Annotated in this window: 24 protein-coding genes; 11 read left to right on the top strand and 13 right to left on the bottom strand. The window is 31.3% G+C overall.

Annotated features, from left to right (window positions below; translation table 11 throughout):
- The first annotated feature begins 7 nt into the window (after window positions 1-7).
- The 6 genes from fabV (at window position 8) to ABEB18_RS01370 (ending at window position 6,157) form a co-directional block, all read left to right on the top strand.
- A complete protein-coding gene (gene fabV, locus ABEB18_RS01395; RefSeq protein WP_348797214.1) occupies window positions 8-1,198 on the top strand; it encodes an enoyl-ACP reductase FabV in 1,191 nt (396 codons plus the stop codon).
- 89 nt (window positions 1,199-1,287) lie between these two features.
- A complete protein-coding gene (locus tag ABEB18_RS01390; protein ID WP_348797213.1) occupies window positions 1,288-2,094 on the top strand; it encodes an enoyl-ACP reductase FabI in 807 nt (268 codons plus the stop codon).
- A gap of 112 nt (window positions 2,095-2,206) precedes the next feature.
- On the top strand, window positions 2,207-3,205 hold the full coding sequence (locus ABEB18_RS01385; RefSeq protein ID WP_348797212.1) for a glycosyltransferase family 2 protein: 999 nt from the start codon (window positions 2,207-2,209) through the stop codon (window positions 3,203-3,205).
- A 1-nt stretch (window position 3,206) separates the two neighbouring features.
- On the top strand, window positions 3,207-3,803 hold the full coding sequence (gene coaE / locus ABEB18_RS01380; protein WP_348797211.1) for a dephospho-CoA kinase: 597 nt from the start codon (window positions 3,207-3,209) through the stop codon (window positions 3,801-3,803).
- 59 nt (window positions 3,804-3,862) lie between these two features.
- Window positions 3,863-5,446, top strand: a complete 1,584-nt coding sequence (locus ABEB18_RS01375) for a sensor histidine kinase (RefSeq protein WP_348797210.1) — start codon at window positions 3,863-3,865, stop codon at window positions 5,444-5,446.
- Between the two features lie 3 nt (window positions 5,447-5,449).
- Window positions 5,450-6,157 (top strand): response regulator transcription factor, encoded by a 708-nt coding sequence (locus ABEB18_RS01370; RefSeq protein ID WP_348797209.1) that lies wholly within the window; start codon window positions 5,450-5,452, stop codon window positions 6,155-6,157.
- A 243-nt stretch (window positions 6,158-6,400) separates the two neighbouring features.
- Here ABEB18_RS01370 and ABEB18_RS01365 read toward each other — a convergent pair whose 3' ends face one another.
- Entirely contained in the window at window positions 6,401-6,907 is a 507-nt protein-coding gene (locus ABEB18_RS01365; RefSeq protein WP_348797208.1) for a DUF2911 domain-containing protein, read from the bottom strand.
- Between the two features lie 171 nt (window positions 6,908-7,078).
- Between ABEB18_RS01365 and ABEB18_RS01360 the strand changes: the two genes are divergently transcribed.
- The 5 genes from ABEB18_RS01360 to ABEB18_RS01340 all read left to right on the top strand — a co-directional run bounded on the left by ABEB18_RS01360 (window position 7,079) and on the right by ABEB18_RS01340 (window position 12,119).
- Complete coding sequence (locus ABEB18_RS01360; protein WP_348797207.1) at window positions 7,079-8,995, top strand: DUF294 nucleotidyltransferase-like domain-containing protein; 1,917 nt, start codon at window positions 7,079-7,081, stop codon at window positions 8,993-8,995.
- 4 nt (window positions 8,996-8,999) lie between these two features.
- Complete coding sequence (locus ABEB18_RS01355; RefSeq protein WP_348797206.1) at window positions 9,000-9,596, top strand: 3'-5' exonuclease; 597 nt, start codon at window positions 9,000-9,002, stop codon at window positions 9,594-9,596.
- A 94-nt stretch (window positions 9,597-9,690) separates the two neighbouring features.
- The gene (gene dnaX / locus ABEB18_RS01350) at window positions 9,691-10,776 is read left to right on the top strand and encodes a DNA polymerase III subunit gamma/tau (protein WP_348797205.1); all 1,086 of its coding nucleotides are present in this window, start codon (window positions 9,691-9,693) and stop codon (window positions 10,774-10,776) included.
- Window positions 10,777-11,027: 251 nt separating this feature from the next.
- Entirely contained in the window at window positions 11,028-11,435 is a 408-nt protein-coding gene (locus ABEB18_RS01345; RefSeq protein WP_348797204.1) for a DUF8439 domain-containing protein, read from the top strand.
- A 126-nt stretch (window positions 11,436-11,561) separates the two neighbouring features.
- A complete protein-coding gene (locus ABEB18_RS01340) occupies window positions 11,562-12,119 on the top strand; it encodes an acetate uptake transporter (protein WP_348797203.1) in 558 nt (185 codons plus the stop codon).
- Window positions 12,120-12,169: 50 nt separating this feature from the next.
- On the opposite strand, the gene ABEB18_RS01335 is transcribed toward ABEB18_RS01340, so the two are convergent.
- The 12 genes from ABEB18_RS01335 to hisA form a co-directional block, all read right to left on the bottom strand.
- The gene (locus ABEB18_RS01335; RefSeq protein WP_348797202.1) at window positions 12,170-13,210 is read right to left on the bottom strand and encodes an o-succinylbenzoate synthase; all 1,041 of its coding nucleotides are present in this window, start codon (window positions 13,208-13,210) and stop codon (window positions 12,170-12,172) included.
- 33 nt (window positions 13,211-13,243) lie between these two features.
- On the bottom strand, window positions 13,244-14,446 hold the full coding sequence (locus ABEB18_RS01330) for a tetratricopeptide repeat protein (protein WP_348797201.1): 1,203 nt from the start codon (window positions 14,444-14,446) through the stop codon (window positions 13,244-13,246).
- A 58-nt stretch (window positions 14,447-14,504) separates the two neighbouring features.
- Window positions 14,505-15,182, bottom strand: coding sequence for a metal-dependent hydrolase (locus tag ABEB18_RS01325; protein WP_348797200.1), 678 nt, complete (start codon window positions 15,180-15,182; stop codon window positions 14,505-14,507).
- Between the two features lie 49 nt (window positions 15,183-15,231).
- Window positions 15,232-16,191: a 1,4-dihydroxy-2-naphthoate octaprenyltransferase gene (menA, locus tag ABEB18_RS01320; protein ID WP_348797199.1), complete on the bottom strand. Its 960-nt coding sequence runs from the start codon at window positions 16,189-16,191 to the stop codon at window positions 15,232-15,234.
- Window positions 16,192-16,292: 101 nt separating this feature from the next.
- On the bottom strand, window positions 16,293-17,123 hold the full coding sequence (locus ABEB18_RS01315; RefSeq protein WP_348797198.1) for a 1,4-dihydroxy-2-naphthoyl-CoA synthase: 831 nt from the start codon (window positions 17,121-17,123) through the stop codon (window positions 16,293-16,295).
- Window positions 17,124-17,283: 160 nt separating this feature from the next.
- Complete coding sequence (locus ABEB18_RS01310; protein ID WP_348797197.1) at window positions 17,284-17,820, bottom strand: hypothetical protein; 537 nt, start codon at window positions 17,818-17,820, stop codon at window positions 17,284-17,286.
- A gap of 111 nt (window positions 17,821-17,931) precedes the next feature.
- The gene (locus ABEB18_RS01305) at window positions 17,932-18,468 is read right to left on the bottom strand and encodes a DUF5009 domain-containing protein (RefSeq protein WP_348797196.1); all 537 of its coding nucleotides are present in this window, start codon (window positions 18,466-18,468) and stop codon (window positions 17,932-17,934) included.
- A 122-nt stretch (window positions 18,469-18,590) separates the two neighbouring features.
- A complete protein-coding gene (gene rpsA, locus ABEB18_RS01300; protein WP_348797195.1) occupies window positions 18,591-20,366 on the bottom strand; it encodes a 30S ribosomal protein S1 in 1,776 nt (591 codons plus the stop codon).
- 288 nt (window positions 20,367-20,654) lie between these two features.
- Window positions 20,655-21,251 carry a bifunctional phosphoribosyl-AMP cyclohydrolase/phosphoribosyl-ATP diphosphatase HisIE gene (gene hisIE / locus ABEB18_RS01295; RefSeq protein ID WP_348797194.1) on the bottom strand — a complete coding sequence of 199 codons (597 nt, stop codon included), beginning with the start codon at window positions 21,249-21,251 and terminating at the stop codon, window positions 20,655-20,657.
- Window positions 21,252-21,346: 95 nt separating this feature from the next.
- Window positions 21,347-22,102: an imidazole glycerol phosphate synthase subunit HisF gene (hisF, locus tag ABEB18_RS01290; protein WP_348797193.1), complete on the bottom strand. Its 756-nt coding sequence runs from the start codon at window positions 22,100-22,102 to the stop codon at window positions 21,347-21,349.
- Window positions 22,103-22,135: 33 nt separating this feature from the next.
- Entirely contained in the window at window positions 22,136-22,495 is a 360-nt protein-coding gene (locus ABEB18_RS01285) for a four helix bundle protein (RefSeq protein ID WP_348797192.1), read from the bottom strand.
- A gap of 16 nt (window positions 22,496-22,511) precedes the next feature.
- The gene (gene hisA, locus ABEB18_RS01280; RefSeq protein ID WP_348797191.1) at window positions 22,512-23,243 is read right to left on the bottom strand and encodes a 1-(5-phosphoribosyl)-5-[(5-phosphoribosylamino)methylideneamino]imidazole-4-carboxamide isomerase; all 732 of its coding nucleotides are present in this window, start codon (window positions 23,241-23,243) and stop codon (window positions 22,512-22,514) included.
- Window positions 23,244-23,251: the final 8 nt, after the last annotated feature.

Genomic DNA, 23,251 nt, shown 5'->3' with positions numbered 1-23,251 from the left:
AAAGAATATGATTATTGAACCAAGAATGAGAGGATTTATTTGTTTGACTGCCCAACCAAAAGGAAGCGAACAAAGTGTAAAAAATCAAATCGAATATGTAAAATCAAAAGGAAGTATTGAAGGAGCAAAAAAAGTACTAGTTATTGGTGCATCTACAGGATTTGGGTTAGCTTCCAGAATTACAAGTGCTTTCGGTTCTAATGCTTCTACAATAGGAGTATTTTTTGAAAAAGAACCTGCAGAAGGAAAAACGGCTTCTCCAGGTTGGTATAACTCAGCTGCTTTTGAAAATGAAGCGCATAAAGCTGGTTTATATGCTAAAAGTATTAATGGAGATGCTTTTTCAAATGAAATAAAAAGACAAACATTAGACTTAATCAAAGCTGATTTGGGTCAGGTTGATCTAGTTATATATAGTCTTGCTTCGCCAGTTCGTTTAAATCCAAATACTGGAATTTTGCACCGTTCGGTTTTGAAACCAATCGGAAATACTTTTACTAACAAAACAGTTGATTTTCACACAGGAAAAGTTTCTGAAGTTTCTATTGCACCTTGCACAGGTGAAGATATTGAAAATACAGTTGCCGTAATGGGAGGTGAAGATTGGGCTATGTGGATTGATGTATTAAAAGCTGAAAACCTTTTGGCTGAAGGAGCTACAACAGTTGCTTATTCTTATATTGGACCTTCATTAACAGAGGCAGTTTATAGAAAAGGTACTATTGGGCGCGCCAAAGATCACTTAGAAGCAACGGCATTTTCTATTACTGATAGTTTAGCCGATATTAATGGAAAAGCTTTTGTTTCGGTAAATAAGGCATTGGTAACTCAAGCTAGTTCTGCAATTCCAGTAATTCCATTATATATTTCTTTATTGTATAAAACAATGAAGGAAAAAGGAATTCACGAGGGCTGCATAGAGCAAATTCAGCGTTTATACCAACAAAGACTATATACAGGTCGACCTGTAATTACTGATGACAAAGGCAGAATTCGTATTGATGATTGGGAAATGCGTGAGGATGTTCAGGCTGAAGTTGCTAAGCTTTGGACAGAAGCAACAACAGAGAATTTAGCCGAAATTGGAGATTTAGAAGGTTATAGAACTGATTTCTATAATTTGTTTGGATTTGGATTTGACGGTGTCGATTATCAAGCAGATACAAATGAAATGGTCGCTATACCAAGTATATCATAATTAGATATCATTTTTATATTTTAAAACACCTTATTCTTGAAAATGAAAGATCAAGTAATTAAGGTGTTTTTTTAATTTTTATAATGCTTATGTATAATTTATTAAAAGGAAAACGCGGAATTATTTTTGGTGCTTTAGATGAAAATTCAATAGCATGGAAAACCGCTGAACGTATTCATGAAGAAGGCGGTGTTTTTGTATTAACAAATGCTCCTGCAGCAATGCGATTAGGAAATATTGATTTGTTAGCAGAGAAAACGAGTGCTCAAGTTATTCCTGCTGATGCAACTTCCGTACAGGATTTAGAAAATTTGGTTGATAGTGCTGTTGAAATTCTTAATGGCAAAATCGATTTTGTTTTACATTCAATTGGGATGTCCGTGAATGTTAGAAAAGGCAATCATTATACAAATCAGAATTATGAGTTTACTGAAAAAGGATGGAATGTTTCGGCTGTATCTTTTCATAAATTAATGCATGTTTTATATAAAAAAGATGCGATGAATGAGTGGGGAAGTATAATCGCATTGTCGTATATGGCAGCACAACGTGTTTTTCCAGACTACAATGATATGGCCGATAATAAAGCCTATCTAGAATCTATTGCTCGTAGTTTTGGCTATTTCTTTGGAAGAGATAAAAAAGTGAGAGTCAATACCATTTCGCAATCTCCAACAGCAACCAGGGCAGGGCAAGGAGTCAAAGGTTTTGGAGGTTTTATTGCTTTTGCTGAAAAAATGTCTCCTTTAGGTAATGCAACAGCTTCTGAATGTGCTGATTATGTTGTGGTTATGTTTTCTGATTTGACTAGAAAAGTAACACTTCAAAACTTATTACACGATGGAGGTTTTTCTAATATGGGAGTGAGTCAGGAAGTAATGGAAATGTTTGAATAAAAGAAAAAAAACTATTTATTTACTATAAGAAGCCATCAGAATTATTTGATGGTTTTTTTATTGATAAAGAGTACCTTTGCCGAAAATTTAAAAAAAATCAATTCTATATATTATGTTGTTTTCATTAATCATTCCTGTTTATAATCGTCCCGATGAAGTTGATGAGTTATTAGAAAGTTTATCTAAAACCAGTTACGATAAAATTTTTGAAATTGTATTAGTTGAGGATGGTTCTACGGATAGATGTCAAGATGTTGCTGAAAAATACGGCGATAGACTTGATATTTCATATTATTATAAAAAAAATTCAGGCCCTGGTGATTCTAGAAACTATGGAATGGAAAAAGCTAGAGGTGATTATTTTTTAATTTTCGATTCTGATTGTATTATACCAAGTAATTATTTAAACGAAGTTGAAAAAGCATTGGCTGAGGATTATGTAGATTGTTTTGGAGGTCCAGATAAAGCATTAGATAGTTTCTCTGATATCCAAAAAGCAATTAATTTTGCGATGACTTCTTTTTTAACAACAGGAGGAGTAAGGGGAGGATCTGAAAAAATTGGTAAATTTCAACCAAGAAGTTTCAATATGGGATTGTCAATTAAAGCTTTTAAAGCTTCAAAAGGATTTGGAAATATTCATCCTGGTGAAGATCCTGATTTAGCTATTCGTTTATTGAATCTTGGTTTTGAAACCAGACTTTTTCCAAATGCATTTGTATATCACAAAAGAAGAATAGATTGGGATAAGTTTACCATACAAGTAACCAAGTTTGGTAAGGCTAGACCTATTCTAAATAGTTGGTATCCAGAACACAATAAATTAACTTTTTTCTTTCCTACTTTTTTTATTGTAGGATTTTTTATATCTTTAGTATTATTAATTTTTAACCAAGATATACTTCTTAAATTTTATTTTGGATATTTTGTGGCATTATTTTTGATATCTTCTATTAAGAATAAGAGTATTAAAATTGGTTATTTATCGATGATTGCTGTTTGGAAGCAGTTTTATGGTTATGGTTTAGGTTTTTTAAAATCGTATATCAAAGTGATTGTTTTAAAGCAAGATCCCAAGAAAGCATTTCCGGAATTATTTTTTAAAATTTGATATGTCTAAAATAATTGGTCTAACAGGAGGTATTGGAAGTGGAAAAACTACAGTAGCCAAAGAATTTGCCTCTTACGGGGTACCTGTTTATATTACAGATTTAGAAGCAAAAAAATTAATGGATTCCCAATTTGTCTTAGAGCAAATTAAAAATGAATTTGGGAATGAAGTTTTTGAGAATGAAATCTTGGTTAGATCAAAATTATCTGAAATCGTTTTTAATAATTCAGAAAAATTAGCAAAACTCAATAAAATAGTACATCCTGCCGTTAAATTACATTTTAAGCAATGGCTTTTAGATCATCAAGAATTTCCTTTTGTTATTTATGAGAGTGCAATTTTATTTGAAAGTGGCAGTTATAAAGAATGTGATTTTTTGATTACAGTAGTAGCACCTCTTGAAATGAGAATCGAAAGAGTTATTGCAAGAGACAATACAACTCGTGAAAAAGTTTTAGCAAGAATAAAAAATCAATGGAATGATGAAGATAAATCATCAAAAAGTAATTTTATCATCAATAATATTAATAGGAACTCAGTTAAGTTAGGAATTGTTAAAATTCTTAAAATTTTAGGAATACAACAAACGAAGTCTTAAATGTTAATCTTTGGTTAATGCTTTATTGACTATATTGTTAAAATATTAATTTTGCTTGAATGAATAAACTATTTTTTAGATTACTTGTAATGTTAATGAGTTTGTCCCTAATTGGGATAATTCTTGTCCAAGTATATTGGTTTAACAGTTCATTTAAGAATAACGATGAACAATTTAAATTTCATGTCAAACAAGTTTTAGGTAATGTTGCTCAAAAGCTTGAACAACAAGAAGTTTATAAATTTTATGACAAAATCAATAAAAAAATTGATAGTACAGGAAAAGCACCTGTAGAAGAAGATTTATTAGAGTTTTATTATGTTCAAAAAAATCCAATAACAAATAAAACTATTGTCTATTCTAATAATGTTAAATCAAAAAATTATAATTTTTCGATTCCGTCATTTGATAAAAAACTTGATAGTAATAAATTCATAAGTTTTAATTCACGTAGAACAACAGAGATTTACAATAACAATTCAATAGATAATTCTTCTGTAAATCAAAGTTTAGTCCCTGATATTAAAGTAGAAAAAATAGGAAATCTTGGTGTATTAAGTAAAGTTGTTTTTGAAATCTCGAATAAAGACATTTTATCAGCCATGCCTCTTGAAGAAAGGGTTTCAAATGACAAACTGAGTAAATTAATAAAAAAAGAATTAGAAGAATACGGTGTTAAGACCAAATTTGAATTTGGAATATTAAGTAATGGACTTGTAACCAAAATTAAATCTGGAAATTTTAAGTATGATAAAGATGCCACTTATTCAATACCAGTATTTACAGATAATGAGGGGAATGAAAAATATAAATTATTAGTTGCTTTCCCTCACAAAAAGAAGTTTTTATTATCGCAGTTGGTCAGTATTACCGTATTGTCAATCATTTTTACATTGATTATCATAGTCGCTTATACAAGTGCTTTGAATCAATTAATCCGTCAAAGACAAATTTCAGAGATTAAAAATGATTTTATTAATAATATGACTCATGAGTTTAAAACGCCAATAGCAACTATAAATTTAGCTTTAGACGCAATTAGAAATCCAAGAATTATTGACGATAAAGATAAAGTTCTTAAATATCTAGATATGATTCGAGATGAAAATAAAAGAATGCATGCTCAAGTTGAAAACGTTTTAAGAATATCTAAATTAGAAAAGAAAGAGTTAAATATAATCAAGGAATCAAGTGATATTGAAGAGGTAATAAATGATGCCATTGAACATGTAAGCTTAATTCTTGAAGACAAAGAAGGAACAATAACAACTCAATTTGGAGCGGTAAGAAAAGTTGTTTTATTGAATGATGTTCATTTTACCAATGTGATTGTGAATGTTTTAGAGAATGCAATAAAATATACACCAGGAGTGCCAAAAATTGAAATTTTCACAGAAAATGTCAAAGATATGGTTCTTATAAAAATAAAAGACAATGGTGTAGGTATGAGTAAAATAGCTCAAAAAAGAATATTTGAGAAATTTTACAGAGAACATACTGGAGATATACATAATGTAAAAGGCCATGGTTTAGGTCTGGCTTATGTAAAAAGAATTGTAGATGACCACAATGGTCAAATATTTGTAGAAAGTGAAAAGGGAAAAGGAAGTACCTTCATTATAAAATTACCTTTAATAAATTAGACTATGGAAAACGCAAATAAAAAAATACTATTAGTAGAAGACGACCTTAATTTTGGCGCTGTTCTGAAAGACTATTTAATGCTAAATGATTTTGAAGTAGTATTAGCTAAAAATGGTATGGAAGGTTTTGAGAAATTTAAAAAAGACATATACGACTTATGTATTCTTGATGTGATGATGCCTTATAAAGATGGTTATACATTGGCAAAAGAAATAAGAGAAAAAAATGATGATGTGCCAATTATTTTTCTTACAGCAAAATCAATGAAAGAAGATGTTTTGAAGGGGTATAAAGCTGGAGCTGATGATTATCTAAACAAACCTTTTGATTCAGAGGTTTTATTAATGAAAATTAAAGCAATTATCCAAAGAAAAGCATCTGATGTAAAAACTGAAGTTGTTCAATATGAATTTAATGTTGGTAAATTTCATCTGAATTCTAAACTTCGTTTCTTGACTTTTAAAGATGAAGAGCCAATTAAATTGTCGCCCAAAGAAAATGAATTGCTTAAAATGTTAATTCTACATGAAAATGATTTAATGCCTAGAGAATTAGCCTTAACAAAAATCTGGAGAGATGATAATTATTTTACTTCAAGAAGTATGGATGTTTATATAGCAAAACTTAGAAAGTATTTAAAACAAGATGAAGATGTTGAGATTTTAAATATTCACGGTGAAGGTTTCAGATTAGTAGTTAAAGCTAAATAGACTAATTTAAAAATTTACAAATACAAGCCATCATAATTTTATCAAAGGATGATTTTATGATGGTTTTTTATTGCATTTTACGAAAATTTTACAATTATACATTTGAACTATAATTTATATTATGTAAAATAGATTTTTGAAAACTCTCTATAAATTACAATTATTTTAAATAATTAGGAATTTGAAATTCTATAAAGAAATTTAAATTTTTAAAGCAAATAAAATTTCTTTATAGAATTCTTATTATTTAACCTCGAAACCAATATTCCAAGTATCCCAACTTAAATTCACGTTGTCGTTGTTAATCTTATAGACTAATTTCTCAACACTTGTTTCTGTAATTTGAGTTTTTACAACTACACGAAGTTGATCTTCTTTGTCGTTATATTTATAAGCTCCCCATTGTTTTGCAATTTTATTGAAAATGATAACAGATTCGCTCAAATTCGGAATTACAAAAAATGAATATTTACCTGCTGGTAATTTAGATCCATTAATAGTGATTTCTTTACTGGTTTCAAAAGTTGTTGCGTCATTTGCGCCAGCTCGCCATACTTGTCCAAGTGGCACTAATTCACCCCATATTTTTCTCCCTTTTACAGATGGACTACTGTAATTAATTTCTATCGTAGCACCATTTATTGTTCCTATAGTCTTTTCAGGTGGACTTTTTGGTTTTTCTTGAGCGCTTGAGATTGTTATTGCAAAAAATGTAAGCAATACAATTGAAAAACTTTTAATAAATTTCATAACTTCTTATTTTTTTGGATTAACTAAATAGAAATTTACGATTATTAGTGTGCTATTACATAGTTATTTATGAAATTTTTAACTTTTGAAAATATAGGTAAATTAAAGATTAATACTTTTATTTTAAATCCTATTTTTATTATTTTTACAAAACTACTTTTCAACTAAACTATGAATACAATCGCAGAAAATATAGCTGACTTTCTAAAAGAATACCCCCCCTTTGATAATTTAACCTTCCAAGAGCTTTCTGTCATAGCAACTAATATTAGAGTGCTAAATCTGGAAAAAAATGAAACATTGTTTCAAATTGATGATAAATTGCATGATAGTTTTTATGTAGTGGCTTCGGGTACAATTCATTTATCTGTAATCGCAGATGCAGAAGAGACACTTTTGAACAAATGCCATGCTGGAGATATTATGGGGTTGAGACCTTTTTTTGCTAAAAACAATTACATGATGACTGCAAAAGCTCGTGAAGACAGTATCATATATGGTATTCCAATTATTACTTTCAGGCCTTTTGTTGCTAATAATCCTAATGTTTTAAACTTTTTATTAGAGAGTTTCGCTACTAATACATGGAATTCAAAGGAAAAAGACAATCTAAGAGGAAAATTAGCAAACGATAATGTCTTTCATTTTGATAAAAAATCGGAAATGCAATATTTTCAAACTTTATCTTACAATAGATCTCCCCTTGTTGCCACTATTAATGATACAGCCAAAAATGTTGCTGTTTTAATGAGTGAAAACCTAGCTACAAGTGTTATTGTTTGTGATAATCATATTCCAATTGGTATTGTTACAGCAACAGATATGTGTTCTAAAATTGCTACAGGACAATTTCCTTTGACAATTACAATGAAAGCAATAATGTCTTCTCCTGTCATTACTGTTGTAGAAAATATTTCTTTGGCTGAGGCGCAACTGATGATGCTGAAGAATAATGTTACTCATCTGTGTGTAACTCATGACGGAACTGATAAATCTGTAGTAAAAGGGGTAATTTCGGAGCATGATTTGATAATCGCTCAAGCAAATAATCCAGGCGTTTTGATTAAAGAAATAAAACGGGCTGAAGGTGCTAAAGAGCTAAAAACCATTAGAGAAAGACTTGCAGAGTTAATTCAAAATTCGATTCATAAAAACATACCACTTTCTAATATCAACAATATTGCTAGCGAAATAAATTTAGCTATTTTGAAACGTGCAGTCGAATTGTCTATTTTAGAATTAGGCTCCCCTCCTGCTCGATTTGTATGGTTGAGTATTGGAAGTCAAGGAAGAAGAGAGCAACTATTACTTACAGACCAAGATAGTATGCTAATATTTGAGGATGTATCTCCTGATAAATATAGAGATGTCAGAGATTATTTTGTCAAATTAGGTAAAAAAGCCACAGGAGTACTTGAAAAAGTAGGTTATGAATTATGTCCAAACGGTCATATGGCAAGTAATATGCTTTGGTGTAAATCATTGACTGATTGGACAAAACAGTATAATAGTTGGATGAATACTCCAGGTGAAAACAGTAATGATTTGAGCAGTATTTTCTTTGATTTAGAATTTGTCTTTGGAGAGAAAAAAATACATGAAGTCATTGAAAATGTAATAGAAAAAGATTTGGATAATAATTCTTTGTTTTTCGATTTCTTAGGAAATGATGCTTTAAGAAAAAATTCACCTCTTACCTTTTTCAAAAAATTTGCTTTAGAGGATGACGAATTGCACAAAGATTCTTTTGATATTAAAACCAGAGCTTTAATGCCATTAATCGACGGTGCTAGGCTGTTTGCTTTGCATTTCAAAATCAAAGGACTTAACAATACGTATTTACGTTTTAAACAATTAGCAATAATTGATTCTAAAAACGCTGATATCTATTTAAATTGCGCCGAAGCTTTTCTAATTTTATCTAAATTTAGAGTGCAAGAAGGTTTGAAAAATGAAGATTCTGGTCAATTTATTAATCTAGAAGAATTAACAAAGTTTGATAAAGAGAAGCTTAAGAATGCGCTAGCTCCAATGAAAGAATTGGAGGAATTAATTAAAAGTAATTTTAAACTAACTCAATTTTCATAGAGAGATGCTTGATTGGTTGAAAAATATAAATAAAGAATACCCAGAGTTTTGGAAAACTTATTTGAGTAAGTTTGATCAAAAATCTAAACGTTATGTGGTTTTTACAACTGAAACTTCTGGATTGAATCCCGAAAAAGACGTTATTTTATCTATTGGAGCATTTGCTATACTGAATAATAAAATTCATATTGGAGATAGTTTTGAATCTACTTTATTACAGTACAAATATTTTCATGATAATGGATTGTCGAATGAATTTATTTTGGAGAGCAAAATGAAAAAATTAAGTGAACCAGAAGCAATTCAAGCTTTTATAGATTATATAGGTAATGCTGTTTTGATTGGTCATCATGTTGATTTTGATGTTGATATGATAAATGTCGCATTGATGCGTTTAGGTTGTGGAAGATTGAAAAATGAGGCTTTAGATATTGATGTCATGTACCGAAAACTAATTGATATTAATGATAAGCAATTTTCATTAGATGAATTATCTGAGATTTTCAAACTACCCAAAAACTATCGTAACTCTCCTCCCGAGAACGCATACACTATGGCATTGTTATTTCTAAAATTGAAAAAGAGATTAGGAATCAAATAGTTAATTTTGAAGAAATCAAGATTAAAAAATTAAAAATCTTGAGCTTGTTTTTTGTGTTTTCAAAACCTATATTTGCTTAGGAATAATAAAATTTATGGAACAATTTGTAGTATCGGCACGAAAATATAGACCTCAAACATTTAAAGATGTTGTTGGGCAAAAAGCGATTACCAATACCTTACTCAATGCCATAGAAAACAATCATTTAGCATCGGCGCTTTTGTTTACAGGACCACGTGGTGTTGGTAAAACGACTTGTGCTCGAATTTTAGCAAGAAAAATTAATCAGCCAGGATATGATGATCCTAATGAAGATTTCGCTTTTAATGTTTTCGAATTGGATGCTGCTTCAAATAATTCGGTTGATGATATTCGAAATTTAATTGACCAAGTCCGCATTCCACCGCAAACAGGACAATATAAAGTATATATTATAGACGAGGTTCATATGTTATCTTCGGCTGCATTTAATGCTTTTTTGAAAACTTTAGAGGAACCTCCAAAGCATGCCATTTTTATTTTAGCAACAACAGAAAAACATAAAATAATCCCGACTATATTATCTCGTTGTCAAATTTTTGATTTCAAAAGAATTACGGTAAAAGATGCTAAAGAGCATCTGGCAGAGGTTGCAACAAGTCAAGGAGTTTCATTTGAAGATGATGCATTGCATATAATTGCACAAAAAGCTGATGGCGCAATGCGTGATGCGTTGTCAATATTTGATAGGGTTGTTTCGTTTTGCGGAAACAACTTAACCCGACAGGCTGTAACTGAGAACTTAAATGTATTGGATTATGAAACTTATGTTTCTGTTACCGATTTAATTATTGAAAATAAAATACCTGATTTATTAATCGCTTTTAATGAAATTCTAGCAAAAGGATTTGATAGCCATCATTTTATTTCGGGCTTAGCAAGTCACTTTAGAGACTTGTTAGTAAGTAAAACTCCGTCAACAATTGTTTTATTAGAAGTTGGTGAACATGCACAAAAACTTTACGGGATTCAAGCTCAAAAATGTAATTCAGAATTTCTATTAAAAGGTATTGAAATTGCAAATGATTGTGATTTAAAATATAAAGCCAGTCAAAATCAACGATTACTTATTGAGCTTTGTTTGATGCAACTTGCCTCTATCAATTTTGATGGAGAAAAAAAAAAGTTGAACAATTTATAATTCCACCCACTTATTTTAGGAAAACCGATTATTCTATTGTAGAGGTTATAAAGAATGTTGATCCTCAAGAAAGTTCAAAAACTGAAATTATAAAGACAGAAATAGCTAAACCTATTGAGTCAGTTGAGCCAATCCAAATAGAAAACACTAAAATTCAAAATCCTACTGCAATTAATACGCAAGGAAATGAGACTAAATTTTCTGCACTATCTCTAAGTAGTATTCGTGCCAAGAAAAATCTTGAGGAGAGTTTGAAAGGCGTTGTAAAAGAAGATCATACAATTCTTCCTTCTGAGGCTTTTACTGAAACCCAAATGATGTTGTATTGGACTAAATATGCAGAACGTCTAGGTAGTAAAGGTTTAAAAATTATGGAATCATTACTTTTGATTAATGATCCTAAATTAGAAGGGACTAAAATAACTTTTGAATTACCCAATGAAGGTTCTAAATTGGATTTTGAAAAAGAAATGATAGGTCTTTTAGGGTATTTACGAGGACATTTACACAATCATGATATCGTAATTGAAGTCAATGTAAATGAAAGTATCGAGATTAAAAGAAGTTTTACCGACCAAGACCGCTATAATCGTCTTTTGGAAATAAATCCAAATATTGAATTACTAAGATCTACTTTTGGATTAGATTTGGATGCTTAGAAAAAATAACTCTGTTTTGTTTTTTTGTTAAATAATCAATTTTGTTACAAAAAAAAGTTTTTAGTAGTTGAGACAATCAACTATAACGTTATATTTAAATTCTATTAACAATCAAAAACAAAAAAAATGGAGAACAAAATTGCAAATCCTGCACCTTTAGGCCTTTTAGGCTTTGGAATGACTACTATTTTATTAAACATCCATAATTTAGGATTTTTTCCTGTTAGCGCTGTGATTATTTCAATGGGGATTTTTTATGGAGGAATAGCTCAAATAATTGCAGGTTTATTATCTTACAAAGCTGGAAAAACATTTGCTGGAACCGCATTTACATCATATGGTTTTTTTTGGCTTACACTGGTTGGAGTATGGCTTTTTCCAAACACTGATTTTGAAATGGCAGGAACTACACCAGCTCCATTTGTGGGGTGTTATTTGACTCTTTGGGGGATTTTTACTGCTTTTATGTGGTGGGGAACTTGGGGAGGCAGCAAAATGTTGCAATTTGTTTTTTTGACATTAACAATTTTGTTTTTTGTATTATCTGTAGAAAAACTTACTGGCAATTTAGCATTAGCACCTGTAGCTGGGGCAATTGGAGTAATCTGTGGTGGAAGCGCATTTTATTTGGCAGTTGCAGAACTATTAGAAGAACAAAAAAACAAGAAGGTTTTACCTTATTAATGATATATATGCTATCTAGTCTTGATTTACAAGACTAGATAGTTTTTAGTTTAGATCAAACCATTGGTATTCCAATCAGTTTTGGGATCGTATCTCAAATGTCCTTGAATAACTTGCAAAGGACAATCAAAATTATTTGTGTATAAAGCTCCTGTCCCAAGACCTTGAGGCATTGGATTATTGAGAGTGTAAGTCCATTGTGCAATTGCGTTTAATCCAATATTGCTTTCTAAAGCCGAAGTGATCCACCAACCAATATTGTGTTTATTTGCTAAGGTAATCCATTCATATGAACCTTTAAATCCACCTATAAAACTTGGTTTTAAAATAATGTATTGAGGTTTAATTTTAATTAGCAATTTTTCTTTTTCGGTCTTTGTAAAAACACCTATAAGCTCTTCGTCTAATGCAATAGGAAAAGGAGTTACTTTACACAATTCTGACATACTGTCAGGTTGTTTTTGTTTAATAGGTTGCTCAATACTATGTATTTCTAAATCAGAAAGTTGATTCAGTTTAATTAAAGCTTCTTTGTAAATAAATGCTCCATTTGCATCTACTCTAATTTCAATTTGTTCAGACGTGAAATTTTGCCTGATAAAACGTAGTAATTGAAGCTCTTTGTTAAAATCTATAGCACCTATTTTGAGTTTTACACATTTGTACCCATCTGCTAATTTCTCTTCTATTTGTTGTTTCATAAAGGACTCTTCACCCATCCAAACTAGCCCATTTATCATTATAGATTGAGTTCCGCTTGTAAAATCAGTAAGAAATAACACAAATGGATTTTTACTTGCTAATGACAAAAAAGCCATTTCTATCCCAAACTGTATTGAAGGAAATTCTAGCAAAGCTTCCCAAAGTTTGTCTTTTCCAAGAGCTATATTAGCACAAACCCACTGGAGTTTTTCTTCATAATCAGGCCTGTCATCAATGCTTAATCCTCTCAAAATTCCGCACTCCCCTATTCCTTTTTTGCCGTTTTGTTCTAAAATGATAAACCAAGTTTCTTTTTCGGTCATTATACCACGTGAAGTCCCTGATGGTTTTTTGAAATTTAGAACGTATTTATGATAACTTGCTTTCATAATTATTAAATATTTACACCAGATACCACAAAACTATTCTTTAAATAATTTTAATACGCGTTCAAAATCATCATTCTGAATTCCTATTTTCTGAAAAGTTTTAAAATCCTGTTCTGTTTTTTGGATCCAACTTAAGCTATCGGTTACATTTTGATGTTGATATTTATTATAAATCTTCTTTGCTTCTTTGTAGTTGTCGTTTAATAAATATGAATGTGCTAAATTCAATTGAAGTAACAACTCTGAAGAGTCATTTTTTTCTCCTTCAAGTAAAAATCTTAATGCTTTACCATACTGTTTAGTTATCAAATAACAATAGCCAATATTACTATAGTCTAAGACTAATGCTTTATTACTATTAATGATTATCGCTAATTTATCTATTGCTAAACCGTATTTGCCATTTTTCATCAAAATGGAAGCTTCCTTGCGTAAATCAGTTGAGTTTGCAATTGAGGCATTCATTTCGGCTAAACAAGTATCACCTGCATCTTTAAAACTCTTATTTCTTTCTATTTGCAATAGTTTTTGAAATTCTTGAAATTTGTATTTGGTTTGAATTTTATCCAATACACAAACGCAAAAAACATCAGAGTTTCCCATTTTTTGCGCTAAATTTGAAGTATTACATTGTTCAATGATAGCTTTTCGGTTTTCTAAAGTCCAACCTCGATTAAGTTTTTTGTCAACCCAAGGAACAACTTCTAGGATTATTTTTTGACTCATAATCCAGTTTTTACTCTCAAAACCAAACCACAACGAATTATTGCTATTATTTAAGCAACTTGACTTATCGATTGAAAGACGCTTCGCATCTTTACTAACTGGCTCGTTTTGAATCAAACAGGATTCTAAAGTTTTACCCGAGTTTTTATATTGAGTTGCTAATTCTTCTTTTGAAAAAATAGCATACGTACATTTATCATCTCCAGATATTTTGGATAATACAAAAACTGCTCCCGCTGAACCTTGGCTAATACCTGTTGGATCAGGAATTGATTTTAAAACAGAAACTAAACTACTAGCGAGTTGTTGATTTTCATCTAAAAGAGTGATTCTGTAAACAATCTCGGTTGTACCAATTGGTAAATCATCAATCTTGATAATGATCCTGTCACGAGCAGAAACTTTGATTTCTTTTGAGGTAGAACGCTCTTTATCCCAATAACCGTCTTGTTGAGCGAAAATTGATGCTGAAAATAGTAATACAAATAGCGTGAATAACTGTTTGTTCATTATAAAATAACAGGTCTGATTAAAATGAAAACAATAACTTAAATTCCGAAAATCTTATTTACAATTCAATTGATTCTCCAATTTCTAACAACATCAAATCTTTCCCTTTGTCAAAGAATTTTTTGATGGACTCTTCGTGATTAATTTCGATGTATCCAAAAGTGTCATAATGATACCCTAATATTTTATCGCATTCTACAAAATCAGAAGCAATTATTGCGTCTTCTACATCCATAGTAAAATTATCTCCTATTGGAAAAATTGCCAAATCAAGTTTGGTTCTCAACGGAATAAGCTTCATATCCATTGTTAATGCTGTATCTCCGGCTATGTAAATATTTTTGTGTTCCCCTTCGATTACAAAGCCACCAGGGTTTCCTCCTCCTGTACCATCTGGGAAAGTACTTGAATGAATTGCATTAACGTATTTAATTTTTCCAAAATCGAAATTCCAACTTCCACCATGATTCATTGGATGTGATTGAAAGCCTTTGTTGGCATAGTAAGTTGCAATTTCAGCATTTGAAACAATAATAGCATTTGTTCTCTTAGCAATGGTTTCAACATCTAAAATATGATCACCATGAGCATGAGTCAATAAAATATAATCAGCTTGCAAAGTATTGATGTCAATTTGAGAAGCTTTGGGGTTTGCAGAGATGTATGGGTCAACAATTATATTTTTGTCACCTACTTTTATTCCTAATGCGGCATGACCGTAGAATGTTATTTTCATGTTTTAATTATTTTAAATTGTCGATTATAGCTTTTATCGATTACTAAAATTATCTTCCCCCTAAAAATACATTTACAAATATGTCAGATATTAATGAAATCATACATACTGATAAAAGTATTGAAAGTAAAAAGGTGCTTAATGCTACTTTTTTTAATTCAGGATCAAGAAGTTTGGGATCTTGGTTTTTAGATACTGTAATCAAGTGTTTTGTTAGTGGAATATATGCCAGTAAAAATAAGTATTGATCGAATCGAAAATCTTCTAGTATCGCAAAAACAATTACCGAAATCATAGCTCCAATAACCAGAAAATAATGATATTTTTTTGCCTTTTCTGCTCCAATTTTCACAACAAGAGTATTCTTGTTTGATTTTGCATCCGAAATTTGATCTCTCATATTATTTAGGTTTAAAACGGCTACGCTTAATAATCCTATTGCAATAGCAGGCAAAAGCAGTGTGTAGTCAAATTGTTTGGAATACAAAAAGTTTACTCCTAGTGTACTTACTAATCCAAAAAACACAAATACAAAAATATCACCGTATCCTTGATATCCATAAGCTGATTTGCCTACAGTATACCGAATCGCTGAAATGATTGCCAAAATTCCTAGTATCAAATAAAATAAAGAGTAAGCTAAATTATCAGCTCCAAATGCTACATAAATCAAAAGAATAGCTGAAAATAATGTCAAGCCAGAAGTGATAAACAAAGCTCTCTTCATAGATTGTGGAGATATCAGGCCACTTTGAATAGCACGTTTGGGGCCTATTCTATCATTGTTGTCGGTGCCCTTGACTCCGTCACCATAGTCATTAGCAAAATTTGAAAGTACTTGTAATCCTAATGTTGTTAATAATGCAAATCCAAAAATAGTCCAGCTAAAAACTTCTGTAGGAGTGTCTATACTGTCTGTTGCTCTTAGGGCATACATACTCCCTACTATAATTCCGGAAACGGATAATGGTAAAGTTCTTAATCTGGCTGCTTCAATCCAATTTTTCATTTTTTGTGTCTGATTTTATATTACAAAGTTTAATTGTTTTATAATTGAAGTTTTAATTGTTACTTAAAAATATAAACTTTAATTACACTCTAAACTTTTAATTATGGTAGCCATTTTTTTTCAAAATTTGGCTTGCGTTTTTCAAGAAATGCATTTCTACCTTCTTTTGCTTCTTCAGTCATATAGGCCAAACGAGTTGCTTCGCCAGCAAATACTTGTTGCCCTACCATTCCGTCATCAGTTAAGTTCATAGCGAATTTTAGCATTTTTATTGATGTCGGAGATTTAGCCAAGACTTCTTGAGCCCACTGGTAAGCTGTATTTTCTAATTCATCATGCGGAATTACTGCATTTACCATTCCCATTTCAAAAGCTTCTTGAGCTGAATAATTTCTACCTAAAAAGAAAATTTCACGAGCTTTTTTCTGTCCAACCATTTTAGCAAGATATGCAGAACCGTATCCTCCATCAAAACTAGTTACATCAGCATCTGTTTGTTTGAAAATTGCATGTTCTTTACTCGCCAAAGTCATGTCACAAACAACATGTAAACTATGCCCGCCTCCAACTGCCCAACCTGGAACTACTGCAATTACTACTTTTGGCATGAAACGAATTAAGCGTTGCACTTCAAGAATATTTAGACGATGTTGTCCGTCATCGCCAACATAACCTTGATGACCACGAGCATTTTGATCGCCACCACTGCAAAATGAATAAACACCATCTTTGGTTGATGGACCTTCAGCTGAAAGTAACACAACTCCTATTGAAGTATCTTCTTGTGCGTCGTAAAATGCTTGATACAATTCGGATGTAGTTTTGGGTCTAAATGCATTTCGAACATTTGGTCTGTTAAATGCAATTCTAGCAACACCATTACATTTTTTATAGGTTATATCTTCAAATTCTCTGGCGGTAATCCATTCCATCATCTGTGTTTTTAAAATTATTTTTAGTGTAAAAATAAGTCATTTTTTTGCATTTCTAAAGTAAAAATATTTTTAGCATTAGGTAGAATTTCCAAATGACACAATTCTAAAAGGATATAACTTTGATAAATATTAAATCTGCAAAGTTGTTTAGGGATCTTTACAAGTGTAATTGAATTTTATATTTATTACATACTTTCATTATCCATAACATTATGGTTGAAAATAAAAATGCCCATAAAATACCAAGAATACCAGAAGTCATATAGTCTGGTAAAAAGTGTATGTTGAAAATAGCTGAGAAATAATATAAAACCCCAGGTAAAATACAAATCAATAATGGGTTTGATGCAGCTGGCATGAAAAAATTAGACCATTTGATTTGTTTTTTTATTTCCATTAACCAGTATAAAAAATAAAATAAAAGATAACAAATAGCGGCAGAATACATTGTCCAAGACGGCGTTCCTTTTATTTTTGATATTCCAAAATACGGACGAAGTAAATACCCTGTTATTAAAAAAAACAAAAACAAACCTATTATTTTCCAATTGAATTCAGGTGAAATTTTTTGATCAAAAAAGAGTAACGAAGTTATGATTCCTGCTGTTACCAAAGTCGCATGAGTTAGATGTCCAGCAACAAAACTTATAATAGGATTAGTAATTCCGTTTTCGATAAGATTAAAAGAGTTCATAATGATGCAAATGAATAAAAAAAGAATCATTGCCCATAACTTTCCTGAAACTAACCAATAGTATAACGCTGTAAACAGATAAGCCCATCCAATAAGTCCTAATATCCCCCATCACTTTGGAGTAATGCCAATTTTTCCTGTATCTTGAATATAAAGAAAATAAAGTGAAATCAGGATTAGTATTCCGCTATATTGCAAGATGTTTTTTTTCCAAATCGAAAAATCATTAGGATATTTATTCCAAATGAGTATTGGTGTAAAATATGCAAAAAATCCCCAGATGGCAGGAGTGATAAGCATTTTAGATGCATCATATCCATATTCTGCATTAACCATAAAAACACCTATAACAACAAGGCTGAATGTTCTTTTAAAAGTTTGAAACCAAATAGTAATAGGGCTATCTCCTTTGCTTAATCGTGTATTTATAGCGAAAGGTATTGACATTCCAACTATAAATAAAAAAGCTGGAAAAACGACATCTACAAATGTCATTGCATCAGCATTTGCAGGCATATGTTTCATCCATTGGGGAACACTTTTAATACTTGCCAATTCATTGACAAAAATCATTACAAAGATTGTGATTCCTCGTAATGCATCTATTGAAAAAATTCTTTTATTCTGTAGGTTTTCTTTTATTTGCATTCTAGTTCTGTTTATTTTCTTTATCAAATATAAAATAACTAACAAAACTTTGTAGAATTTTTAATGTTGCAAAAAAAAAGTCCCGACGAATCGGGACTTTCTATTTATAAAAAATCTAAGAATTATTTTTTCTCAGTTTTTTCCATTTTAGCTTTCAAAGCAGCTAACACATCATTGTTGTCACCTAAAGTCGCAGCTGGTGCGTTAGTAGATGCAGCAGCAGTGTTTTCAGCAGCAGCTTTTACGTTTTTCTCTTCTTCTTCACGGAAGATAGCTGTATGAGAAGCAACTACTCTTTTGAATTCTTTGTTGAATTCAATTACTTTGAAATCAGCTGTATCACCTTTTTTCAATTTCTTTCCGTCTTCTTTTTCAAGGTGACGAGTAGGAATGAAAGCAACGATATCATCTCCGAATTCTACAGTAGCTCCTTTGTCCACGATTTCAGAAATCTCACCGTTGTGGATAGTTCCTACAGCGAAAGAATCTTCATACTGATCCCAAGGATTAGCAGTAGTTTGTTTGTGACCTAAAGATAATTTACGTCCTTCAACATCTAATTCTAATACTACAACATCAAGTTTTTCACCAACGTTTACAAACTCAGATGGATGTTTGATTTTCTTAGTCCAAGATAAGTCAGAGATGTAGATTAATCCATCAATTCCTTCTTCTAATTCTACGAAAATTCCAAAGTTTGTAAAGTTTCTAACGATACCTGTATGTTTAGAACCTACTGGGTATTTAGAAGTAATGTCAGTCCATGGATCCTGAGTCAATTGTTTGATACCTAATGACATCTTACGATCTTCTCTGTCAAGAGTTAAGATAACTGCTTCAACAACATCTCCAACTTTCACGAAGTCCTGAGCAGAACGTAAGTGAGTTGACCATGACATTTCAGAAACGTGGATTAAACCTTCAACACCTTCAGCAACTTCGATAAACGCACCGTAATCAGCGATTACAACTACTTTACCTTTTACTTTATCACCAACAGTTAAGTTAGCATCTAAAGCATCCCATGGGTGAGCGTTTAATTGTTTCAATCCTAATTGGATTCTTGTTTTCTCATCATCGAAATCAAGGATTACAACGTTTAATTTTTGGTCTAATTCAAGAACTTCAGATGGGTGGTTGATTCTTGACCAAGAAAGGTCAGTAATGTGAATCAATCCGTCAACACCTCCTAAGTCAATGAATACTCCGTAAGAAGTGATGTTTTTAACAACACCTTCCAATACTTGACCTTTTTGTAATTGACCGATAATTTCTTTTTTCTGTACTTCAATATCAGCTTCGATAAGAGCTTTATGAGATACAACAACGTTTTTGAATTCGTGGTTGATTTTTACCACTTTGAATTCCATCATTTTGTTTACATATACATCGTAATCTCTAATTGGCTTAACGTCAATTTGAGATCCTGGTAAGAATGCTTCAATTCCGAAAACATCAACGATCATACCACCTTTAGTTCTGCATTTAACAAAACCATTAACGATTTCTCCTGTTTCGTTTGCAGCAATAACTCTATCCCATGATTTGATAGTACGTGCTTTTCTGTGAGATAATACTAATTGACCAGTTTTGTCCTCACGGATGTCAATTAATACTTCTACTTTGTCACCTACTTTTAAGTTTGGGTTGTAACGGAATTCGTTTAATGAAATAACACCTTCCGATTTTGCATTGATATCAACGATAACGTCTCTATCTGTGATTCTCACAACTACTCCTTCTACTACTTCTTCTTGATCCGTAGCGATAAAAGTTTTTGATACTAGTTCTTCGAATTCCAACAAGTTTTTCTCATCTACTGCATCGATACCTTCTTCAAAGTTATGCCAGTTGAAATTTGCTAAAAACTCTTCTTGTGATTTTAATTGTTCAGACATGCTGATTTAATAATTTGTATTCTGTTTTTTTCATGAGTTTCTCCATACAGAAGAAAAATACAGAAGTTGTTTTACATAAATAGTTGATACCTAAAGGAAACTCTTATCTGTCAAAAGGTTTGCAAAATTAATTCTTTTTTATAACATGACAAAATATTTACTATAAGATATTTAGATATATAATAGAATATTTTTTTTAATTCAAGAACATAGAAAATTTGTAAAATTATTTATATAAAAAAACATCATTTCCAACTGGAGATGATGCAAAATATTTGTTGTTGTTTTTTACTTCTGACGTGCTTTCAAAACATTGACAATGTCATTTAATTGATATCCTTTTGCTTGAAGCAAAATCAAATAATGAAACAGTAAATCGGCACTTTCGTTCAAGAATAAATCATCGTTGCTGTCTTTGGCTTCAATCACCACTTCTACCGCTTCCTCTCCCACTTTTTGAGCAATTTTATTGATACCTTTTTCAAATAAAGAAGCTACGTAACTTTTCTCTGAATCGGCATTTTCTCTGCGCTTTTTGATTGTATTTTCTAATTGAGAAATAAAACCAAAATTCTGTTTATTAGGTTCTTGCCAGCAGGTATCTGCACCTGTATGACAAGTTGGACCAACCGGTTTTGCCTGAATTAGAAGCGTGTCACCATCACAGTCATTTTTAATATCGACTAATTCCAGAAAGTTACCGCTCTCCTCGCCCTTTGTCCAAAGTCTTTGCTTAGAACGACTGAAAAAAGTCACTTTTTGTGTTTCAATTGTCTTTTGTAGTGATTCTTCGTTCATATATCCCAGCATTAAAACGTTTTTGGTTTCTGAATCTTGAATAATTGCCGGAATCAATCCGTGGGCACTTTTGATATCTATATTCATTCTTTTTAAAGTATTAAGTTGTAAATATTAAGCATTAAGTGGAAATTAAGAGGATTTTATAAAATACTTAATCCTTCATAATTCATACTTACTCCTTATATACGTACTTCGATATTATTATTTCTAAGTTCTTTTTTCAATGTTTTGATTTCAATTTCCTTGAAATGAAATACGCTCGCTGCCAAGGCCGCATCTGATTTTCCTTCGACAAAGGTATCTACAAAATGCTGCATATTTCCGGCACCGCCCGAAGCAATGATTGGAATGTTTACTAATTCTGATAATCTTGCTAAAGCTTCATTGGCAAATCCGCTTTTGGTTCCATCATTATTCATAGAGGTAAACAGAATTTCTCCGGCTCCTCTTTGCTCTACTTCCTGTGCCCAATCAAATAATTTAATTTCGGTTGGCACTTTTCCACCTACTAAATGTACGATCCATTCGCCGTCAATTTGTTTCGCATCAATCGCCACAACAACGCATTGCGAACCGAATTTATTAGCCAAATCATTAATTAATTGTGGATTTTTGACTGCTGATGAATTGATGGAAACTTTATCAGCTCCATTTTGCAATAAGACTTCAACATCTTCAACCGCTGAAATACCACCTCCAACCGTAAACGGAATATTAATCGTAGCGGCTACTTTTCGAACTAAGTCTACCAGAGTTCTTCTTCTTTCCTCGGTAGCCGAAATATCAAGAAAAACCAATTCATCAGCACCTTCATCTGAATAGATTTTGGCTAATTCTACTGGATCTCCCGCATCTCGCAAATCTACGAAATTAACGCCTTTTACGGTTCTTCCGTTTTTAATATCCAAACAAGGGATTATTCTTTTTGTCAACATTTTCTCTAAGTATTAATTAGTAAGGATGAAGTATTAAGTTTTCTTCTGATTATTTTTAGAAGTAATAATTATACTTTTTATTAATTTCAAAACTTCCACTCCATCACTATTTAAGCTTAAAAATTCTTCATTTGAAAGATAATTAGTTGCTTGTAAAAGTTCTAGCCAATATAAAGTTTCGTCAGTCTCTTTTTGTGAAATTCCCATTTTATGAATAAAATCTGCTTTACTTTCTGCATTCTTTGCTTCACGGATATTTGCACCAATCGAAGTGCCTGATCGTAAAATTTGTTTACTCATCACATATTCATTTCTTGAAACTAATATTTTATACAAATTCACTATTCGAATTGCAAAAGAGAAACTTTTTACTTTTATAATATCTTCGCCCATACTTACAACTTCATGCTTATGACTTACTACTTAAAACGTAGTTTTCCAATTGTTTCAGCGAGATTCTACCTTCGTAAATCGCTTTTCCGATAATTGTTCCTTCACAACCTATTTCGGCTAATTTGGGCAATTCATCAAAAGTTGAAATTCCACCGGAAGCGATTAATTTCAGTCCTTTTGCTTGTTCTAAAATTTTAGCATATAAATCAAAACTTGGGCCTTGTAACATTCCATCTTTGGCAATATCGGTACAGATTACATACTCAATTCCTTTACTTTGATAGTCTTCGATGAATGGAACTAAATCTTCGTTAGATTCTTCCAGCCAACCTGAAACGGCCACTTTTTCGTTATTGGCATCAGCTCCCAAAATAATTTTTTCCGAGCCATATTCAGCAATCCATTTCTCGAAAATCGGACGATTTTTTACCGCAATACTTCCACCTGTAATTTGGTTTGCCCCTGATTCAAAAGCAATTTTCAAATCCGAATCGGCTTTTAATCCTCCACCAAAATCAATTTTTAAACTGGTTTGTGAAGCGATTTTTTCTAATATTTTATAATTGACGATTTTGCTTGATTTAGCACCGTCTAAATCTACCAAATGTAAATATTCTATTCCATGTGCCTCAAATTCTTTGGCTACTTCAAGCGGATTTTCGTTGTAAATTATTTTGGTATTATAATCGCCTTTGGATAAACGAACACATTTTCCTTCAATGATGTCTATGGCTGGTATTATTCTCATTTTAATTA

Origin of the sequence: Flavobacterium adhaerens, from assembly GCF_040045115.1 — a bacterium.
In the GTDB taxonomy this organism is placed as follows: domain Bacteria; phylum Bacteroidota; class Bacteroidia; order Flavobacteriales; family Flavobacteriaceae; genus Flavobacterium; species Flavobacterium adhaerens.
Note: the sequence above shows the minus strand (reverse complement) of the source record. Positions and strands in the feature narration are given on the sequence as shown.

Bases quoted from the DNA above. Each gene is read 5' to 3' on its own strand.
- fabV (WP_348797214.1), top strand. From the start codon at position 8: ATGATTATTGAACCAAGAATGAGAGGATTTATTTGTTTGACTGCCCAA.
- ABEB18_RS01390 (WP_348797213.1), top strand. From the start codon at position 1,288: ATGTATAATTTATTAAAAGGAAAACGCGGAATTATTTTTGGTGCTTTA.
- ABEB18_RS01385 (WP_348797212.1), top strand. From the start codon at position 2,207: ATGTTGTTTTCATTAATCATTCCTGTTTATAATCGTCCCGATGAAGTT.
- coaE (WP_348797211.1), top strand. From the start codon at position 3,207: ATGTCTAAAATAATTGGTCTAACAGGAGGTATTGGAAGTGGAAAAACT.
- ABEB18_RS01375 (WP_348797210.1), top strand. From the start codon at position 3,863: ATGAATAAACTATTTTTTAGATTACTTGTAATGTTAATGAGTTTGTCC.
- ABEB18_RS01370 (WP_348797209.1), top strand. From the start codon at position 5,450: ATGGAAAACGCAAATAAAAAAATACTATTAGTAGAAGACGACCTTAAT.
- ABEB18_RS01365 (WP_348797208.1), bottom strand. From the start codon at position 6,907: ATGAAATTTATTAAAAGTTTTTCAATTGTATTGCTTACATTTTTTGCA.
- ABEB18_RS01360 (WP_348797207.1), top strand. From the start codon at position 7,079: ATGAATACAATCGCAGAAAATATAGCTGACTTTCTAAAAGAATACCCC.
- ABEB18_RS01355 (WP_348797206.1), top strand. From the start codon at position 9,000: ATGCTTGATTGGTTGAAAAATATAAATAAAGAATACCCAGAGTTTTGG.
- dnaX (WP_348797205.1), top strand. From the start codon at position 9,691: ATGGAACAATTTGTAGTATCGGCACGAAAATATAGACCTCAAACATTT.
- ABEB18_RS01340 (WP_348797203.1), top strand. From the start codon at position 11,562: ATGGAGAACAAAATTGCAAATCCTGCACCTTTAGGCCTTTTAGGCTTT.
- ABEB18_RS01335 (WP_348797202.1), bottom strand. From the start codon at position 13,210: ATGAAAGCAAGTTATCATAAATACGTTCTAAATTTCAAAAAACCATCA.
- ABEB18_RS01330 (WP_348797201.1), bottom strand. From the start codon at position 14,446: ATGAACAAACAGTTATTCACGCTATTTGTATTACTATTTTCAGCATCA.
- ABEB18_RS01325 (WP_348797200.1), bottom strand. From the start codon at position 15,182: ATGAAAATAACATTCTACGGTCATGCCGCATTAGGAATAAAAGTAGGT.
- menA (WP_348797199.1), bottom strand. From the start codon at position 16,191: ATGAAAAATTGGATTGAAGCAGCCAGATTAAGAACTTTACCATTATCC.
- ABEB18_RS01315 (WP_348797198.1), bottom strand. From the start codon at position 17,123: ATGGAATGGATTACCGCCAGAGAATTTGAAGATATAACCTATAAAAAA.
- ABEB18_RS01310 (WP_348797197.1), bottom strand. From the start codon at position 17,820: ATGAACTCTTTTAATCTTATCGAAAACGGAATTACTAATCCTATTATA.
- ABEB18_RS01305 (WP_348797196.1), bottom strand. From the start codon at position 18,468: ATGCAAATAAAAGAAAACCTACAGAATAAAAGAATTTTTTCAATAGAT.
- rpsA (WP_348797195.1), bottom strand. From the start codon at position 20,366: ATGTCTGAACAATTAAAATCACAAGAAGAGTTTTTAGCAAATTTCAAC.
- hisIE (WP_348797194.1), bottom strand. From the start codon at position 21,251: ATGAATATAGATATCAAAAGTGCCCACGGATTGATTCCGGCAATTATT.
- hisF (WP_348797193.1), bottom strand. From the start codon at position 22,102: ATGTTGACAAAAAGAATAATCCCTTGTTTGGATATTAAAAACGGAAGA.
- ABEB18_RS01285 (WP_348797192.1), bottom strand. From the start codon at position 22,495: ATGGGCGAAGATATTATAAAAGTAAAAAGTTTCTCTTTTGCAATTCGA.
- hisA (WP_348797191.1), bottom strand. From the start codon at position 23,243: ATGAGAATAATACCAGCCATAGACATCATTGAAGGAAAATGTGTTCGT.